General features: G+C 67.5%; 16 protein-coding genes. All 16 read left to right on the forward strand.

What is annotated here, in order from left to right:
* The first annotated feature begins 719 nt into the window (after nucleotides 1-719).
* The 16 genes from PNO31109_RS22295 to gloA all read left to right on the forward strand — a co-directional run bounded on the left by PNO31109_RS22295 (nucleotide 720) and on the right by gloA (nucleotide 16,333).
* Nucleotides 720-842 carry a hypothetical protein gene (locus PNO31109_RS22295; protein WP_277396632.1) on the forward strand — a complete coding sequence of 41 codons (123 nt, stop codon included), beginning with the start codon at nucleotides 720-722 and terminating at the stop codon, nucleotides 840-842.
* Complete coding sequence (locus tag PNO31109_RS06455) at nucleotides 839-1,633, forward strand: metal ABC transporter ATP-binding protein (RefSeq protein WP_174966296.1); 795 nt, start codon at nucleotides 839-841, stop codon at nucleotides 1,631-1,633. The genes PNO31109_RS22295 and PNO31109_RS06455 overlap by 4 nt, the downstream gene beginning before the upstream one ends.
* Before the next feature lie 47 nt (nucleotides 1,634-1,680).
* Entirely contained in the window at nucleotides 1,681-2,493 is an 813-nt protein-coding gene (locus tag PNO31109_RS06460; protein ID WP_174966305.1) for a metal ABC transporter permease, read from the forward strand.
* An 11-nt stretch (nucleotides 2,494-2,504) separates the two neighbouring features.
* Complete coding sequence (locus PNO31109_RS06465; RefSeq protein ID WP_150554770.1) at nucleotides 2,505-3,431, forward strand: metal ABC transporter solute-binding protein, Zn/Mn family; 927 nt, start codon at nucleotides 2,505-2,507, stop codon at nucleotides 3,429-3,431.
* A gap of 196 nt (nucleotides 3,432-3,627) precedes the next feature.
* Nucleotides 3,628-4,971, forward strand: coding sequence for a tRNA (N6-isopentenyl adenosine(37)-C2)-methylthiotransferase MiaB (gene miaB / locus PNO31109_RS06470; protein WP_150554771.1), 1,344 nt, complete (start codon nucleotides 3,628-3,630; stop codon nucleotides 4,969-4,971).
* Between the two features lie 114 nt (nucleotides 4,972-5,085).
* On the forward strand, nucleotides 5,086-6,144 hold the full coding sequence (locus tag PNO31109_RS06475; protein WP_150554772.1) for a PhoH family protein: 1,059 nt from the start codon (nucleotides 5,086-5,088) through the stop codon (nucleotides 6,142-6,144).
* Nucleotides 6,141-6,704 carry an rRNA maturation RNase YbeY gene (gene ybeY / locus PNO31109_RS06480; protein ID WP_150554773.1) on the forward strand — a complete coding sequence of 188 codons (564 nt, stop codon included), beginning with the start codon at nucleotides 6,141-6,143 and terminating at the stop codon, nucleotides 6,702-6,704. Before PNO31109_RS06475 ends, ybeY begins: the two co-directional genes overlap by 4 nt.
* A 20-nt stretch (nucleotides 6,705-6,724) precedes the next feature.
* Nucleotides 6,725-7,423, forward strand: a complete 699-nt coding sequence (locus PNO31109_RS06485; protein ID WP_150554774.1) for a gamma-glutamylcyclotransferase — start codon at nucleotides 6,725-6,727, stop codon at nucleotides 7,421-7,423.
* 128 nt (nucleotides 7,424-7,551) lie between these two features.
* The gene (locus PNO31109_RS06490; protein ID WP_150554775.1) at nucleotides 7,552-8,427 is read left to right on the forward strand and encodes a CorC family transporter; all 876 of its coding nucleotides are present in this window, start codon (nucleotides 7,552-7,554) and stop codon (nucleotides 8,425-8,427) included.
* Nucleotides 8,428-8,450: 23 nt separating this feature from the next.
* A complete protein-coding gene (gene lnt / locus PNO31109_RS06495; protein ID WP_150554854.1) occupies nucleotides 8,451-9,998 on the forward strand; it encodes an apolipoprotein N-acyltransferase in 1,548 nt (515 codons plus the stop codon).
* Between the two features lie 176 nt (nucleotides 9,999-10,174).
* Entirely contained in the window at nucleotides 10,175-11,113 is a 939-nt protein-coding gene (gene glyQ, locus PNO31109_RS06500) for a glycine--tRNA ligase subunit alpha (protein WP_150554776.1), read from the forward strand.
* Nucleotides 11,110-13,290: a glycine--tRNA ligase subunit beta gene (gene glyS / locus PNO31109_RS06505; protein ID WP_150554777.1), complete on the forward strand. Its 2,181-nt coding sequence runs from the start codon at nucleotides 11,110-11,112 to the stop codon at nucleotides 13,288-13,290. The genes glyQ and glyS overlap by 4 nt, the downstream gene beginning before the upstream one ends.
* Before the next feature lie 34 nt (nucleotides 13,291-13,324).
* Nucleotides 13,325-13,918: a D-glycero-beta-D-manno-heptose 1,7-bisphosphate 7-phosphatase gene (gene gmhB / locus PNO31109_RS06510; RefSeq protein WP_150554778.1), complete on the forward strand. Its 594-nt coding sequence runs from the start codon at nucleotides 13,325-13,327 to the stop codon at nucleotides 13,916-13,918.
* An 83-nt stretch (nucleotides 13,919-14,001) separates the two neighbouring features.
* Nucleotides 14,002-14,787 (forward strand): lysophospholipid acyltransferase family protein, encoded by a 786-nt coding sequence (locus PNO31109_RS06515; protein WP_150554779.1) that lies wholly within the window; start codon nucleotides 14,002-14,004, stop codon nucleotides 14,785-14,787.
* A gap of 84 nt (nucleotides 14,788-14,871) precedes the next feature.
* Nucleotides 14,872-15,801 carry a M48 family metallopeptidase gene (locus PNO31109_RS06520; RefSeq protein ID WP_150554855.1) on the forward strand — a complete coding sequence of 310 codons (930 nt, stop codon included), beginning with the start codon at nucleotides 14,872-14,874 and terminating at the stop codon, nucleotides 15,799-15,801.
* Between the two features lie 130 nt (nucleotides 15,802-15,931).
* Nucleotides 15,932-16,333 (forward strand): lactoylglutathione lyase, encoded by a 402-nt coding sequence (gene gloA / locus PNO31109_RS06525; protein WP_150554780.1) that lies wholly within the window; start codon nucleotides 15,932-15,934, stop codon nucleotides 16,331-16,333.
* Nucleotides 16,334-16,387: the final 54 nt, after the last annotated feature.

Raw genomic sequence — 16,387 nt, forward strand, 5'->3', positions numbered from 1 at the left:
TTGCTTTCCTGAGCGAGCGTCGCGAGTGCGCGGGTCGCGATGGTCGGGCGAACGTCGTGCCGCGAAGGCAGAATCCGCGAGCGGAAAGTCGGGGGCCGGATGATCGAACGGGAAAACCTCCTCGGCGGTAACGGCATGTTGCCGCACGGTCCGCCCGATGCGCGGGATGCTCCCCGCGTCACCTTGCGCCGCACCATGCCACCGTCTCATCGATGCCTTGCATATTGCCGATCTCTGGAATGAAGCGAACAGCGTGCCAGTCGACCGAGCGTGAACCCATGTTACGCCGGTTCGCAAAAATATGCTGCCCCGATATGTAACGTCTTGTGTAGCCGCCCGTGATCGCCCGCCGCAGCGGGCTTCGGCACGCCAGCATGGCCGCCGCGGCGCGCCGCCCTGCTGCCGGCGGCGCGTCGGCCCGATCCGCCCTCGCACTGCCGGCGCGCCGCTTTCGAGTGCTTGGTCCCCGATATTCGCCCCGAGGTTCGCGCCAAGGTTCGCGTCGGCATTCCCCGGACATTCCCCGATATTCGCCCCGAGGTTCGCGTCGGCATTCCCCCATATATCTGCTCCGCATGCGCGCTCGATATATTCGCCCCGATGTTGGCGCCAATAGTCGGCTCCAATACGCCGCCGCGATATTTCGTGCAATAATGCAACTTTGTTGCATTTATTATCCAGTTGCAATCCGCTCGGCTTGCCTGCGCATCGTCCCGCTCATGATCCGCTTTTCCGTTTGGCTCTACCGTCTCGCCGGCTGGGAGCGCACCGCCCTGACGCTGCTGGTGCTCGCCCCGCTGTGGGCGCTCGTCTACTGGGCGCTGCAAGGGGTAGGCTCGTGATCGGCTGTCGCGACCTGTCGGTGCGCTACGGGCCGAACGTGGCGCTCGAAGCGGTGAGCATCACGTTCGCACCGGGCGTGCTGAGCGCCGTGGTCGGGCCGAACGGCGGGGGCAAGACCACCCTGCTGCGCGCGCTCGCCGGGTTGCAGAAAGCGTCGAGCGGCGAAGTCGTCAGCGACGCGGCGGTGGCGTATCTGTCGCAGCGTCCCGAGACCGATCACCGCTTCCCCATGTGCGTCGAGGAATATGTCCTCACCGGCACCTGGCGCCGCACCGGCGACGCGCGCCGTCTCAGCCGCGAGGAATTCGGGCGAGCCCACGAGGCGCTCGCCCGCGTCGGGCTGGCCGACAAGCGCGCCCAGGCGCTCGAAGCCCTGTCCGGCGGGCAATGGCAGCGGGCGCGCTTCGCCCGGCTGATCGTCGAGGACACGCCGGTCGTTTTGCTGGACGAACCGCTCACCGGCATCGACGTCCCATCTGCGGAACTGTTGCTGGCCTTGCTGGATCAATGGCGCAGCGAGGGCCGCACGGTGGTGACCGTGCTCCACGACCTGCCGCTGGTGATGGACCGCTTCGAATACGTGGCCGTGATCGCCGGCCGGCTGATGGCCGCCGGCGCACCGGCCGACTGCCTCTATGGCGGCCGCGGTGCGCGGGAGGGCCGCACGCCGAACGGCGGTGACCATGGCGGCGACCATGGCGGCCTGTGGGGTGCGGGCGGCTACACGGCGTTCGCGCCGCGGCCAGCGACGGCGCAGCGCGCATCACCCGCTCCGGGAGGCCGGCGGTGAGTCAGGTGGTGAGTCTGCTCATCGGTCCGTTCGCGGAATTCGACTTCATGCGCCACGCGCTCGTCGGCAGTCTCGCGCTGTCGCTCGGCTGCACGCCCGTGGGCGTGTTCCTGCTGCTGCGGCGCATGAGCCTGATGGGCGACTCGCTCTCGCACGCGGTGCTGCCCGGTGCGGCCATCGGCTACCTGATCGGCGGCCTGTCGCTGCCGTGGATGGCGGGCGGGGGCATGGCGGCGGGGCTGCTCGTCGCGCTGCTCGCGGGCGTCTCGAGCCGCCGCACGCGCCTGGACGAAGGTGCCTCGTTCGCCGGCTTCTATCTGCTGGCGCTCGCGGGCGGCGTGGTGATCGTCTCCAAGTGGGGCAACAGCGTCGACCTGATGCATTTGTTATTCGGCTCGGTGCTGGCGGTGGACGATCCGTCGCTGCTGCTCGTCGCCGCGATCGCCTCCGTGACGCTGTTGTGGTTCGGATGGCATTATCGCGGTCTCGTGCTCGATAGCGCCGACCCGGCGTTCCTCGGTCAAGGCCGAGGCGGGAGCGTGCTGCGCTACCACCTCGGCTTCACGGTGCTCACGGTGATGAACCTGGTCGCGGGTTTCCAGGCGATGGGCACGCTCATGGCCGTAGGGCTCATGATGCTGCCGGCCGCCGCGGCACGGCTGCTTGCCCGCACGCTGCCCGGCATGCTGCTCGTCGCGTGGGTCGTGGCAAGCGCGTCGAGCGTGATCGGCCTGTTGATTTCGTATTACCTGGCCTGTCCTTCGGGACCGGCCATCGTTTTGACGGCGGGCATCGCCTATCTAGGCGCGCTGCTTGCCTCGTCGGGCCGGTCCGGCACGTCCGGTGCCCCGGCGCTTTGAGAGAGGAAAACATGTTCGGATTGGAAAAATCGGGCCGCGGGTCGTGGCTGGCAACGCTTCTCGCCGCGGGGTTCGCCCTCGCGCTGGCGTTCGCCGCCCCGGCGCGTGCGCAGGACACACGTCTGCCCGTCGGCGCGAGCTTCAGCATCCTCTCCGACATCGTGAAAGTGGTCGGCGGCGACCGCGTCGACGTCACCACGCTCGTGGGCCCCGACCAGGACACGCACGTCTACGAGCCGACGCCCGCGGACGTGGCCCGGATCTCCGGCACGAAGCTGTTCTTCGTAAACGGCCTGGGCTTCGAAGGCTGGCTGCCGCGCCTGATCAAGTCGAGCCACTACGCCGGCACGCTCGTCACCGTGACCCGGGGCCTCAAGCCGCGCACGATGCTCGACGAGGGTCGCACGGTGGCCGACCCGCACATGTTCCAGGACCCGGAGCGCGTGAAGACGATGGTGGACAACATCGCCGCCGCCCTGTCGCAGGCCGACCCGGCCGGGCGCGCGTACTACGCCGAGCGGGCGAAGAACTACCGCGGCGCGCTCGACGATCTCATCACCTGGGCCAACAAGCAGCTCGCGCCGATTGCGCCGGCGCGCCGCGTGGTGCTGACCTCGCACGACGCGTTCGGCTACCTCGGCCAGCGTTTCGGCATCAGGTTCGTGGCGCCCGAAGGCGTATCGACCGAAAGCGAGGCGAGCGCCAGGGACGTCGCCAACCTGATCCGCGTGATCCGCCGCACCGGCATCCGCGCGGTGTTCATGGAGAACATCTCGAATCCCCGTCTGATCCAGCGCATTGCCCACGACGCCAAGGTCACGGTCGACGGCAAGCTCTACTCCGACGCCCTGTCGCAGAACCCCGAAGCGTCGACATATCTCCAGTTGTTCCAGCACAACATTCGCGCCATCGCCGCGGCAATGAAGGACAACCGCTAGGCGTGCCGCGCCTGGACGGTGCACGCGGTATAATGCGTGCACCACACACCGGCCCCGCCAGGAGGTCCGGACAGGCCGGCCACGCCGGCTTTTGCGTTTGGGCCGCCGCTTTTCTCCCGCGGCCCCACGAAACTGAACCCCTGAAACATCCAGAACGGACGCCCCCAGGTCAACCACTGCGAACGGCGCACACTCAATGGCAAAGAAGATTTACATCAAGACGTTCGGCTGTCAGATGAACGAGTACGACTCCGACAAGATGGCGGACGTGCTCGGCGCGGCGGAAGGCCTCGAAAAGACGGACACTCCCGAAGACGCCGACGTCATTCTGTTCAACACCTGCTCGGTGCGCGAAAAGGCGCAGGAGAAGGTATTCTCGGACCTGGGCCGCATGCGCGCCCTCAAGGAAATCAAGCCGGAGCTGGTGATCGGCGTCGGCGGCTGCGTGGCGAGCCAGGAAGGCGCCGCGATCGTGCAGCGCGCGCCCTACGTGGACGTGGTGTTCGGCCCGCAAACGCTGCATCGCCTGCCGCAGATGCTCGAGGCGCGCCGCGCGACGGGTCGCGCGCAGGTCGACATCTCGTTCCCGGAGATCGAGAAGTTCGACCATCTGCCGCCGGCCAAGGTGGAAGGCCCGACCGCGTTCGTGTCGATCATGGAAGGCTGCTCGAAATACTGCAGCTACTGCGTGGTGCCGTACACGCGCGGCGACGAGGTCTCTCGCCCGTTCGAGGACGTGCTCACCGAAATCGCCGGTCTCGCCGAGCAGGGCGTGCGCGAAGTCACGCTGCTGGGCCAGAACGTGAATGCCTATCGCGGCCTGATGGCCGACGGTGAAATCGCCGACTTCGCGCTGCTCATCGAATACGTGGCCGAAGTGCCGGGCATCGAGCGCATTCGTTACACGACGAGCCATCCGAAGGAATTCACGCAACGCCTGATCGACACCTACGCCAAGGTGCCCAAGCTCGTGAGCCACCTGCATCTGCCCGTGCAGCACGGCGCCGATCGCGTGCTCTCGGCCATGAAGCGTGGCTATACGGTGCTGGAGTACAAGTCCATCATCCGTCGCCTGCGCCAGGTGCGTCCCGACATGTCGATGTCGTCGGACTTCATCGTCGGCTTCCCCGGCGAGACCGAGGAAGACTTCGACAAACTCATGGCGATGATCCACGAGATCGGCTACGACACGAGCTTCTCGTTCATCTACAGCCCGCGCCCCGGCACGCCGGCGGCCAACCTGCCGGATGACACGCCGCGCGAAGTGAAGCTGCGGCGCCTGCAACACCTGCAGGCCGTGATCGAAGAGAACGCCGCGCGCATCAGCCAGCGCATGGTCGGCTCGCGCCAGCGGATTCTGGTCGAAGGCGTTTCGCGCAAGGATCCGAACGAGCTGCAGGGCCGCACGGAGAACAACCGCGTGGTCAACTTCCCGGTCCCCGAGGCGCAGCGCGCCGCGCTGATCGGTCAGATGACCGACGTGGTGATCACGTTCGCCTACCCGCACTCGCTGCGCGGCGAACTGGCCACCACGCACTGAACGAAGCCGCGAACATGAACGGGCGCGATGCCAGCGGACCGGCGTACCGCCGCTGCGCACCCGCCGCCCGACGACTCGCTCGACTGACCTGAACAGGCATCCGGCCGGACCATCTTGAAAGCACCCACCCAGGAATTCACCGCCCCGCGCGACGACAACCGCCGTCTGGCCAACCTCTGTGGCCCGCTCGACGAAAACCTGCGCCAGATCGAACAGGCGCTCGACGTCTCGATCTCGCGGCGCGGCCATCGCTTCTCCATTCGCGGCAAGAGCGCCGTAGTCGCCACACAGGCCCTCGAGAGCTTCTACAACCGCGCCAGCGAGCCGCTGTCGGTCGACGACATCCAGCTCGGCCTCGTGGAGACCCGGCAAGGGCACGTCCCGAGCGTGCGCCATGGCGACGACAACCCGTTCGCCACGGGCGAGTCGGAAGACGGCTCGCCGGTGCTGCACACGCGGCGCAGCGACCTGCACGGCCGCACGCCGGCGCAGCGCGAGTATCTCAAGCAGATCCTCTCGCACGATGTGACCTTCGGCATCGGCCCGGCCGGCACCGGCAAGACGTATCTCGCCGTGGCGTGCGCCGTGGACGCGCTCGAGCGCGACGCCGTCAAGCGCATCGTGCTCACGCGCCCGGCCGTGGAAGCGGGCGAGCGTCTGGGCTTCCTGCCGGGCGATCTCGCCCAGAAGGTCGACCCGTACCTGCGCCCGCTCTACGACGCGCTCTACGATCTGCTCGGCTTCGACAAGACGCAGAAGTACTTCGAGAAGCAGATGATCGAGATCGCGCCGCTCGCGTACATGCGCGGGCGCACGCTCAACCACGCGTTCATCATCCTGGACGAGGCGCAGAACACCACGCCCGAGCAGATGAAGATGTTCCTCACGCGCATTGGCTTCGGCAGCAAGGCCGTCGTCACCGGCGATACCACGCAGGTGGACCTGCCTCGCGGCCAGAAGAGCGGGCTGATGGAGGCGCAACTCATCCTGAAGAACGTGCGCGGCATCGCCATGACGCGCTTTACCAGCGTGGACGTGGTGCGCCACCCGCTCGTCGCGCGCATCGTCGAGGCCTACGACGCGCACGCCCAGCACACCGAAGCCGGCCTGGACCTGCCCGCATCGACCGAGCAGGAACTGCGCACCGCGCGCGCGCCGCGAGGCAAGGCATGAGCGCCGCGGCGCCGCGCCACGCGCTCACGCTGACGAGCCAGTTCGTGGCCGGCGCGGACTTCGCCGCGCACAAGGCGCTGCTCACGCGCGCGCGCCTGCGCCGCTGGGTGCAGGCAGCGCTGCTGGCCGACGCGGAACTCACGCTGCGCTTCGTCGACGCCGAGGAAGGCCAGGAACTCAATCGCGGCTATCGCGGCAAGGATTACGCCACGAACGTACTCACGTTCGCATACGCGCAGCACGAGAGCGATCCGGTGAGCGGCGACATCGTGCTGTGCTGCCCGGTCGTCGAGCGCGAGGCGAACGAACAAGGCATCGCGCTCGAAGCGCACTACGCGCATCTGATCGTACACGGCGTGCTCCACGCGCAAGGCTACGACCACGAGGACGACGACGAGGCGCAGGAGATGGAGGGGCTCGAGACGGAGATTCTCGCCGGGCTCGGCTATGCCGATCCCTACGCGTCGGAGAAGCCCGCAGCGGCCGCGCCCGCAGGCGCCGTTCCCGCGAAAACCGCCAAACCGGCAGCAAAGGCGCCCGCCCGCGCGCGCCGGGCCTGACCCGACACCGCCAGAACCGCATGGACCGCAATCCCGAGCGCCCGACCGCCCCCGAGCCCGCACCGGCCAGCGCATCGTGGGGGCCGGGGTGTACGCAATATCCGCCGGACATCGGCCTGGGCCGCCATCTGAGCCCCGAAGAACTCGCCTCGTCGCTCGACGCCGCCCTCACCGGCTGGGACGGCCGGCAGGATCTGTGGATCTTCGCGTATGGCTCGCTCATCTGGAATCCCGGTCTGCCCATCGAGGAAAGCCTGCACGGCCGCGTGTACGGCTATCATCGCGGCCTGTACCTGTGGTCGCGCGTCAACCGGGGCACACCGGAGCGCCCGGGACTGGTGCTCGCGCTCGACCGCGGCGGCTCGTGCGCCGGCGTAGCGATGCGGCTCGCGGCGGCCGGGGCCCGCGAGCGGCTCGAGACGCTCTGGTATCGCGAGATGGCCATGGGTTCGTACCGTCCCGCGTGGCTCAATTGCGCGCTCGCCGACGGCCGCACCGTGTCGGCGCTGGCTTTCGTGATGCGCCGCGACGTGCAGAGTTACGCGGGCCGGCTGCCCGACGACATCATCCGCCAGGTGTTCGAGCAGGCGCAGGGACGCTACGGCACCACCCACGACTACGTGGCGCGCACGGTCAAGGCGCTGCGCGAGGCCGGCATGCCCGATCCGGCGCTCGAAGCCGTGCTGCACCGCTGCGGTGCGCGCCGCAATACGCCGTAATTCCGTGCGCCGCGCGGCCGGGCCGCCGCCCCGGCAATGCGACCGGCTGTCGCAGCACCGCCGCGCATTTGTTGTATCCTTGAGCTTCCTGTAACAGCTCGGCGTCCGCCCAACTTGGACGCGCCGTCATGAACGACCCTTATCCCAGTCGACCCGGTCCAAAGAAAACCGACAAACCTCGCTCTCTGCTCGAACGCCTCACCGATCTGATTTCCCCGGAGCCGGAGTCGCGTGCAGAGTTGCTCGAAATTCTGCAAGACGCTCACGCCCGCAACCTGATGGACGCCGATTCCCTGGCGATGATCGAGGGCGTATTCCAGGTGGCCGATCTGTGCGCGCGCGACATCATGGTGCCGCGCGCGCAGATGGACGCCGTCAACATCGAACAGACGCCCGAAGAGTTCATGCCGTTCGTGCTGGAGCAAGCGCACTCGCGCTATCCGGTCTACGAAGGCAACCGCGACAACATCATCGGCATCCTGCTCGCGAAGGACCTGCTGCGTTACTACGCCAATCACGATTTCGACGTGCGCGACATGCTGCGCCCGGCCGTGTTCATTCCGGAGTCGAAGCGCCTGAACGTGCTGCTGCACGACTTTCGCGTCAACCGCAATCACATCGCCATCGTCGTGGATGAATATGGCGGCGTGGCCGGCCTCATCACCATCGAGGACGTGCTCGAACAGATCGTCGGCGACATCGAGGACGAGTACGACTTCGACGAGGAAGAAGACAACATCATCGCCGCACCGGACGGCACGTATCGCATCCGCGCGCTCACCGAGATCGAGCAGTTCAACGAGGCGTTCGGCACCCAGTTCGTCGACCCCGAGAACGACACGATCGGCGGTATGATCACGCACCAGTTCGGTCGTGTGCCCCGTCGCGGCGAACGTTTGCGCATCGGCAATCTCGTGTTCGAGGTGCTGCGCGCCGACGGCCGCCAGATCCACATGCTGCTGCTGCGGCGCGTGGAGCCGGCGCCGGCCGTTCAGCCCGAGTAATCCTCCATCGATCCATGCAGGAAATGACCGTCCACGCGCCCGAGCGGCGCTCGTGGCCGGCCTGGCGTGCGCGTGCGCTCGCCGGTCTGGCCGGTATCGCCCAAACGCTCGCCTTCGCGCCACGCGACGCGTGGTGGCTGCAACTGCTCGCCGCCGCCGCGCTGTTCGCGCTCGTCGAGCGCACCGCCTCGCGTCGTGACGCATTGTGGCTCGGGGGCGGCTTCGGCGTGGCGTCGTTCGTCTCGGGCATCTGGTGGCTCTACATCAGCATGCACACGTATGGCGGCATGCCCGGCGCGATGGCCGGCGCGGCAGTCGTCCTGTTCTCGGTCTATCTCGCGATCTACCCGGCGCTCGCGGCGTTCTTCACCCGCTGGGTGGGGGCGACCGGCCCCTGGCGCGCGCTCGCCTTCGCCGGCGCCTGGACGCTTGCCGAATGGCTGCGCGGCACTGTCTTCACCGGCTTCCCGTGGCTCTCGCCCGGCTACGCCCACGTCGACGGCCCGCTTGCCGGCTTCGCGCCGCTCGTGGGCGTCTACGGCATCGGTGGGCTCGCCGCGCTCGCGGCGGCATGGCTCGCGCGCGGCGTGCTGCCCGCGCACGCCGGCGCGCGCCCGGCCCGGCGCCTCGCGGCCGTGCTCGGCGTGCTGATATTGCTGGGCGCCGGCGCGGGACTGGCGCGGCACGCGTGGACGAGCCCGTCGGGCACGCCGCTCACCGTGCGTCTGCTGCAAGGCAACGTGGCGCAGGACATGAAATTCGAGCGCGCCGGCATCGAGCACGCCATGGCGATGTATCGCGACATGATCGTCGCGGCGCCGGCCGATCTGATCATCACGCCGGAGACGGCCTTCCCCGTGCTGCTGCAGGGCATCCCGCCCGAAGTGGCCGGCCCCGTGCGCGAGTTTGCCGATCGCACCGGCTCTCACGTGGTGCTGGGCGCCGTGGGCGCCACGCTCACCGAGCGGGGACCGACCGACCTGACCAACAGCCTGTTCGGCGTGACGCCGCGCGACCAGACGCTCTATCGTTACGACAAGCATCACCTCGTGCCCTTCGGCGAGTTCATCCCCTGGGGCTTTCGCTGGTTCGTCGAAATGATGCACATCCCGCTGGGCGACTTTCGGCGCGGCACCGCCACGCCGTCCGGCTTCCCTGTGCGGGGGCAGCGCGTGGCGCTCGACATCTGCTACGAGGACTTGTTCGGCGAAGAGATCGCACGCTCGCTGCGCGAGGTTGCCGAGCCCGCCACCGTACTGGCCAACGCGACCAACCTGGCCTGGTTTGGCGATACCATCGCGCTCGACCAGCATTTGCAGATCGCGCGCATGCGCACGCTCGAGACGGGTCGCCCGATGCTGCGCGCGACCAATACGGGCGCGAGCGCCATCATCGACGCCCACGGGCGCGTACAGGGCCGTCTGCCGACGATGACCACCGGCGCGCTCACCGGCAGCGTGCAGCCGTACAGCGGCCTCACTCCCTACGTGCGTTTCGGCAATGGACCCGCGCTGGGCCTTGCCATCGTCGCCCTGGGCCTGGGTCTGGCGATGACGCGCCGCAAGCGCTGACGCGATGCCGGCGGACGTGAAAATCCCCCTGTTGCCGCTCGCACTGGGCGGCAACCCCCCATTCGGGTCGAATTCCCGCTAAAATTCAACGTTTTAGTCCGCTGGCCGCGCTCGCGGCCGGGCCAGCAGACTGCGCAAAATCCGCATTTTTCCCTGTTCGTCCGCGCGAATTCATCATGCTTACCTTTCAACAAGTCATCCTGACGTTGCAGGATTACTGGGACAAGCAAGGCTGTGCGTTGCTCCAGCCTTACGACATGGAGGTCGGCGCCGGCACCTCGCACACTGCCACGTTCCTGCGCGCGATCGGCCCGGAGCCGTGGCGCGCCGCCTATGTGCAGCCGTCGCGCCGTCCCAAGGATGGCCGTTACGGTGAGAATCCGAACCGCATGCAGCACTACTACCAGTACCAGGTGGTGCTCAAGCCGGCGCCGGAGAACATTCTCGACCTGTATCTGGGTTCGCTGCGCGCGCTCGGCCTGGATCTGACCGAGAACGACGTGCGCTTCGTCGAGGACGACTGGGAAAACCCCACGCTCGGCGCCTGGGGCCTGGGCTGGGAAGTCTGGCTCAACGGCATGGAAGTGACCCAGTTCACTTACTTCCAGCAGGTCGGCGGCCTCGACTGCAAGCCGGTGCTGGGCGAAATCACCTACGGCATCGAGCGTCTGGCCATGTATCTGCAACAGGTCGAGAACGTGTACGACCTCGTGTGGACCGAGTGGGAGGAGCAGACGGCCAACGGCCCCGTCAAGCGCCGCCTGACCTATGGCGACGTGTTCCACCAGAACGAAGTCGAGCAGTCGACCTACAACTTCGAGCATTCGAATCAGACGATGCTGTTCGGCTTCTTCGACAACTACGAGAGCGAAGCGAAGCGCCTCATCGAGGCCGAACTGGCGCTGCCCGCCTACGAAATGATCCTCAAGGCCGCGCACACGTTCAACCTGCTCGACGCGCGCGGCGCCATCTCGGTGACCGAACGCGCGGCCTACATCGGCCGCATCCGGGCGCTCTCGCGTCTGGTCGCCCAGGCCTACTACGCCTCGCGCGAGAAGCTCGGCTTCCCGATGCTCAACGCCCCCGCCGCCCAACACCAAACGCAAGCCGCATGATGAGCACCGCACAACGCACCCTGCTGGTCGAACTGCTGACCGAAGAATTGCCGCCGAAGGCGCTGGCGCGTCTGGGTGACGCGTTTGCCGACGGCATCGCCAACGGCCTGCGCGCGCGCGGGCTCGTCACGGGCGAGAGCGTCGTGACGCCCTACGCCACGCCGCGCCGCCTCGCCGTCTCGATCTCGAACGTGCTCGAGCGCGCGCCCGACGCCACCATCCGCGCGAAGGTGCTGCCCGTGTCCGTGGCGCTGGACGCCAACGGCAACCCCACGCCGCCGCTGGCCAAGAAACTCGCCGCCATGGGTTTCGCGGACCTGCCGCTCGCGAGCCTGGAGCGCGCGATGGACGGCAAGGCCGAAGCGTTCTTCCACACCTACACCGCCGCGGGCGCCCGGTTGGCCGACGCACTGCAGGCCGCGCTCGATGAAACGCTCGGCAAGCTGCCGATCCCGAAGGTGATGAGCTATCAGCGCCCGGACGGCGAGACGGTGCAGTTCGTGCGTCCGGTGCACGGCCTCATCGCCCTGCACGGCGAGACGATCGTGCCGGCCACGGCCATCGGCCTTACGTCGAGTAACAAGACGCAAGGTCACCGCTTCCTCTCCAGGGGTGAAGTCGTCGTCGCCAATGCCGATGCCTACGCGGCGACGCTGGAGAGCGAGGGCAAGGTGCTCGCCAGCTTCACGGGCCGCCGCGACGCCATCCGCGAGCAATTGCTCGCGACGGCCGGCAGCGACCACGTGGTCATGCCGGACGCGCTGCTCGACGAAGTCACCGCGCTCGTCGAATGGCCCGCGATCTACGCCTGCCACTTCGAGAAGGAATTCCTCGCCGTGCCGCAGGAATGTCTGATTCTCACGATGCAGACGAACCAGAAGTATTTCGCCCTGACGGACAAGCCGCTCGCCGAGGGCGGCCGTCTGACGAATCGCTTCCTGATCGTCTCGAACATCGCCACCGCGCATCCCGAGCAGATCATCACGGGCAACGAGCGCGTGGTGCGCCCGCGTCTGGCCGATGCGAAGTTCTTCTTCGAGCAGGACAAGAAGAAGACGCTTGCCGAGCGCGTGCCGCAGTTGGCCAACGTCGTGTATCACAACAAACTGGGCTCGCAGCTGGCGCGCACCGAGCGCCTCGTCAAGCTCGCCGGTGCGATCGCGCAGATGCTCGGGGGCAATCTCACACTCGCCGAACTCGGCGACGAGACAGCGCAGGCGGACGATCGCGACCGCCCGCTGACCGAGCTCGCCCAACGCGGCGCGCTGCTCGCGAAAGCCGATCTGTTGACCGACATGGTCGGCGAGTTCCCCGAACTGCAAGGCACGATGGGCACGTACTACGCCCGTCACGACAACGAGCCGTCCGCCGTCGCACTCGCCTGCTCGGCGCACTATCAACCGCGCTTTGCGGGCGACGCGCTGCCCGCCGGCTATACCGGCACGGTCGTGGCGCTGGCCGACAAGCTCGAGACGCTGGTGGGCATCTGGGGCATCGGCCTGCAACCGACCGGCGAGAAGGATCCGTTCGCGCTGCGCCGCCATGCGCTCGGCGTCGTGCGCATGCTCGTGGAAAAGCGCCTGCCGCTCATGCTCCGGGACCTGCTGAAAGCGGCCTACGCGCAGTTCGCTTCCGGTGTGGCCGAGTCGGGCTATCTGGCAGACGTGGAAGCCTTCGTGCTCGATCGCCTGCGCGGCTATCTGCGCGAGCGCGGCTACGCGGCGAACGACATCGAGGCCGTGCTTGCGCACCCGCATGCGATGGACGCGAGCCTGGGCGACCTGCTCGACCGGCTGGAGGCCGTGCGCGCGTTCTCGGCGCTGCCTCAGGCCGAAGCCCTCGCGGCGGCCAACAAGCGCATCGGCAACATCCTCAAGAAGACGGCGCATCCGGCCGAGGGCAAGGTACACGAATCGGCGCTCGTGGAGCCGGCCGAAATCGCGCTCCATGCCGCGCTGCAGAAAGTCACGCCCGAGCTCACGCGCCACTCGCAGGCGCACGAGTACACCCAGGCCCTGTCGGCGCTGGCCCAGTTGCGCGACGCCGTCGATGCGTTCTTCAACGACGTGATGGTGATGGCCGAGGACGAGACGCTTCGCAACAACCGCCTCGCGCTGCTGTGGCAACTGCACGTGCAGATGAACCAGGTGGCCGACCTGTCGAAGCTCGCCGCATAATCTCTTCGCATCACTTCGCCTCCGACGCTCGCACATGGATTCGCGCAAAGACCGCACCCTCGGCCCCGCCGCTCGCAAACTGGTAATTCTCGACCGGGACGGCGTGATCAACGCCGACTCCGACCAGTTCATCAAGTCGACCGACGAATGGGTGCCGCTGCCCGGCAGCCTCGAGGCCATCGGCCGGCTGAACCAGGCCGGCTACCGGGTGGTGGTCGCGACGAACCAGTCGGGCGTTGGCCGCGGGCTGTTCGACATGGCGACGCTGGGCGCGATGCACGCGAAGATGTCGAAGCTGATCGCCGCCGCCGGCGGGCGCATCGACGCGGTATTCTTCTGTCCGCACACGTCGGCCGACGCCTGCGATTGCCGCAAGCCTAAGCCGGGGCTGTTCCAGGAAATCGCGCGACGCTACGAGATCGACCTGACCGGCGTGCCGGCCGTGGGCGATTCGCTGCGCGATCTGCAGGCCGCTGCCGCCGTGGGCGCGCAGCCCCACCTCGTGCTCACCGGCAAGGGCCGAAAGACGCTGGCGGCCGGCGATCTGCCCGAGGGCACGCGCGTTCACGACAACCTGGCGGCGTTCGTGACCGACTTGCTCGCCCAGGCAGAGACCAAAGGCGCATGAACGGCGGCCGCCGCATCACGCAAGACGGCCATCGAATGGCATAGGACAATCGCTCAGGCGACTCATACCGACACACCCCACCGATGCTGCGACTCCGCTCGATTCTGTTCTTCATCTTCCTGATCGTCTGGACGGTCCCCTATGCGATCGCGTGCATCGTCTCGTTCCCGTTCCTGTCGCGCGTGCAACGCTACTGGTTCGCGGTGGGCTGGTGCCGGGTGGTGCTGCGCGTGGCCGAGGCGCTGTGCGGCATCCGCTACCGCGTGATCGGCCGCGAGAACCTGCCGGACACGCCGGCGATCATCCTGTCGAAGCACCAGTCGGCGTGGGAGACTATCGCGTTGCCCGCGCTCATGTCGCGCCCGCTGTGCTACGTCTTCAAGCGCGAACTGCTCTATGTGCCGTTCTTCGGCTGGGCGCTGGGCCTGCTGAGCATGATCCACATCGATCGCAGCAAGGGCACGGATGCGTTCCAATCCGTCGTCCAGCAAGGCCGGCTGCGGCTCGCCGAGGGCGCATGGATCATCATGTTCCCCGAAGGCACGCGCACGAAGACCGGTTCGCGCAACAAGTACAAATCCGGCGGCGCGCGTCTGGCCGCGACCACCGGCACGCCCGTCGTGCCCGTGGCGCATAATGCAGGACGCGTCTGGCCGCGCAATTCGTTCATGAAATACCCGGGGGAAGTGATCGTGTCGATCGGCCCGGTGATCCAGACCGAAGGCCGCACGGCCGAAGCCGTCAACGCCGAGGTGGCCGAATGGATCGAGCGCGAAATGGTGCGCATCGACCCGGCGGCCTATACGTCGAAACCGAGGACGCACGCCGCCGATGCGACCGACACCTCCGACGCGACACCACGAACCTGATCCGCATTCCGAGACCGTCTCATGTCGAAAGACCAGCCCGCTACCCGCGACACCCGATCCCGGCATGAGACGCCTGCTCCCCAGATGGAGCTCGATCTGTTCGGCAGCCCGGGCGCGGAAGCGAACGGCGTCGCCACCGACGTCACACTCTCCCCTCTCGCCCCGCCAGCGCCCCTCGCGCGGCCGGCACCCATCACGCCGGCCGTACCCAGCGGCACGGCCGCATTGAGCCCTTCCCCGTCCGACACCAACACGCTGCAGGCGCCGCCCGGCCCGCGCCGCACGCCCGCCAACGGCGAGCGCGTGATCATGCTCGACGGGCACGCGCTCTACTACCGCTTCAAGCGCTCGTCGCGCCGCACCATCGGCTTCATCATCGACGAGTCGGGCCTCGCGGTGACGGCGCCGCGCTGGGTCACGCTGGCCGACGTCGAAGCGGCCATCGTCGAGAAGAAGCGGTGGATCTTCAACAAGATCGCCGAATTTCGCGAACGTGCCGCGCGGCGCGTGATCCCGCGCGTGAGCTGGACCGACGGCGCCACGCTGCCCTACCTCGGCCACACGCTGACCGTGCGGCTGGGCGGGCGCGCCGGCGCAGCGCAATACGACATCCACACGCATACGCTGTGGCTCGACCTGCCGCCGCAGGCCGCCGCCGAACAAATGCGCGACCGCGTGCAGGGCTGGCTGCAACAGGAAGCCCGCAAGCTCTTCACGACGCGCCTGGAGGTCTACGGCGAGCGGCTTGGCGTGCGCTACAGCGCGCTGGGCCTGTCGTCGGCCGCCACGCGCTGGGGCAGTTGCAGCGCCGATGGGCGCATCCGGCTGAACTGGCGTCTGATTCACTTCCCGCTGGGCGTGATCGACTACGTGGTCGCGCACGAGCTGGCGCATCTGAAGGAGATGAATCACGGCCCGCGCTTCTGGCAAGCCGTGGCGTCGATCTTCCCGGAGTTCGAGGCCGCCCGCGACACGCTCAAGTCGCACGCCCCCGAATGGCTGCCGGAATTCTGAGCGTGCACTGCCGCCCTCGAGCCCGCGCAAGCCTCACCGCGTAGATTGTTTCAACGCCACGTGAACTGGGCTCATTCCCACGGGCGCGGGTACAATCGAGGCTTCGTTGTCCCCACACCGTGAAAACATCATGCGAATGCTCCACACCATGCTGCGCGTTGGCGACCTGCAGCGCTCGATCGACTTCTATACGCGCGTGCTCGGCATGCAACTGCTGCGCCAGAGCGAGAACGCCGAATACAAATACACGCTGGCTTTCGTCGGTTACGGCCCCGAATCGGAGAATACCGTGCTCGAGTTGACCTACAACTGGGGCGTGGACAAGTACGAGATCGGCACCGCCTTCGGTCATCTGGCCGTGGAAGTCGACGACGCGTACAAGGCATGCGACGCCATCCGCGCCGCGGGCGGCAAGGTCACGCGCGAAGCCGGTCCGGTCAAGGGCGGCACCACGGTCATCGCCTTCGTCGAAGATCCGGACGGCTACAAGATCGAGCTGATCCAGAAGCACTCGACGAAGGGTGGCCTGTAAGTCGACATCGACTGCGCTACGTCCGCGAGCCGCCCTTGGGTGGCTCGTTTGCAT

It is taken from the genome of Pandoraea nosoerga (genome assembly GCF_902459585.1).
Classification (GTDB): Bacteria; Pseudomonadota; Gammaproteobacteria; order Burkholderiales; family Burkholderiaceae; genus Pandoraea; species Pandoraea nosoerga.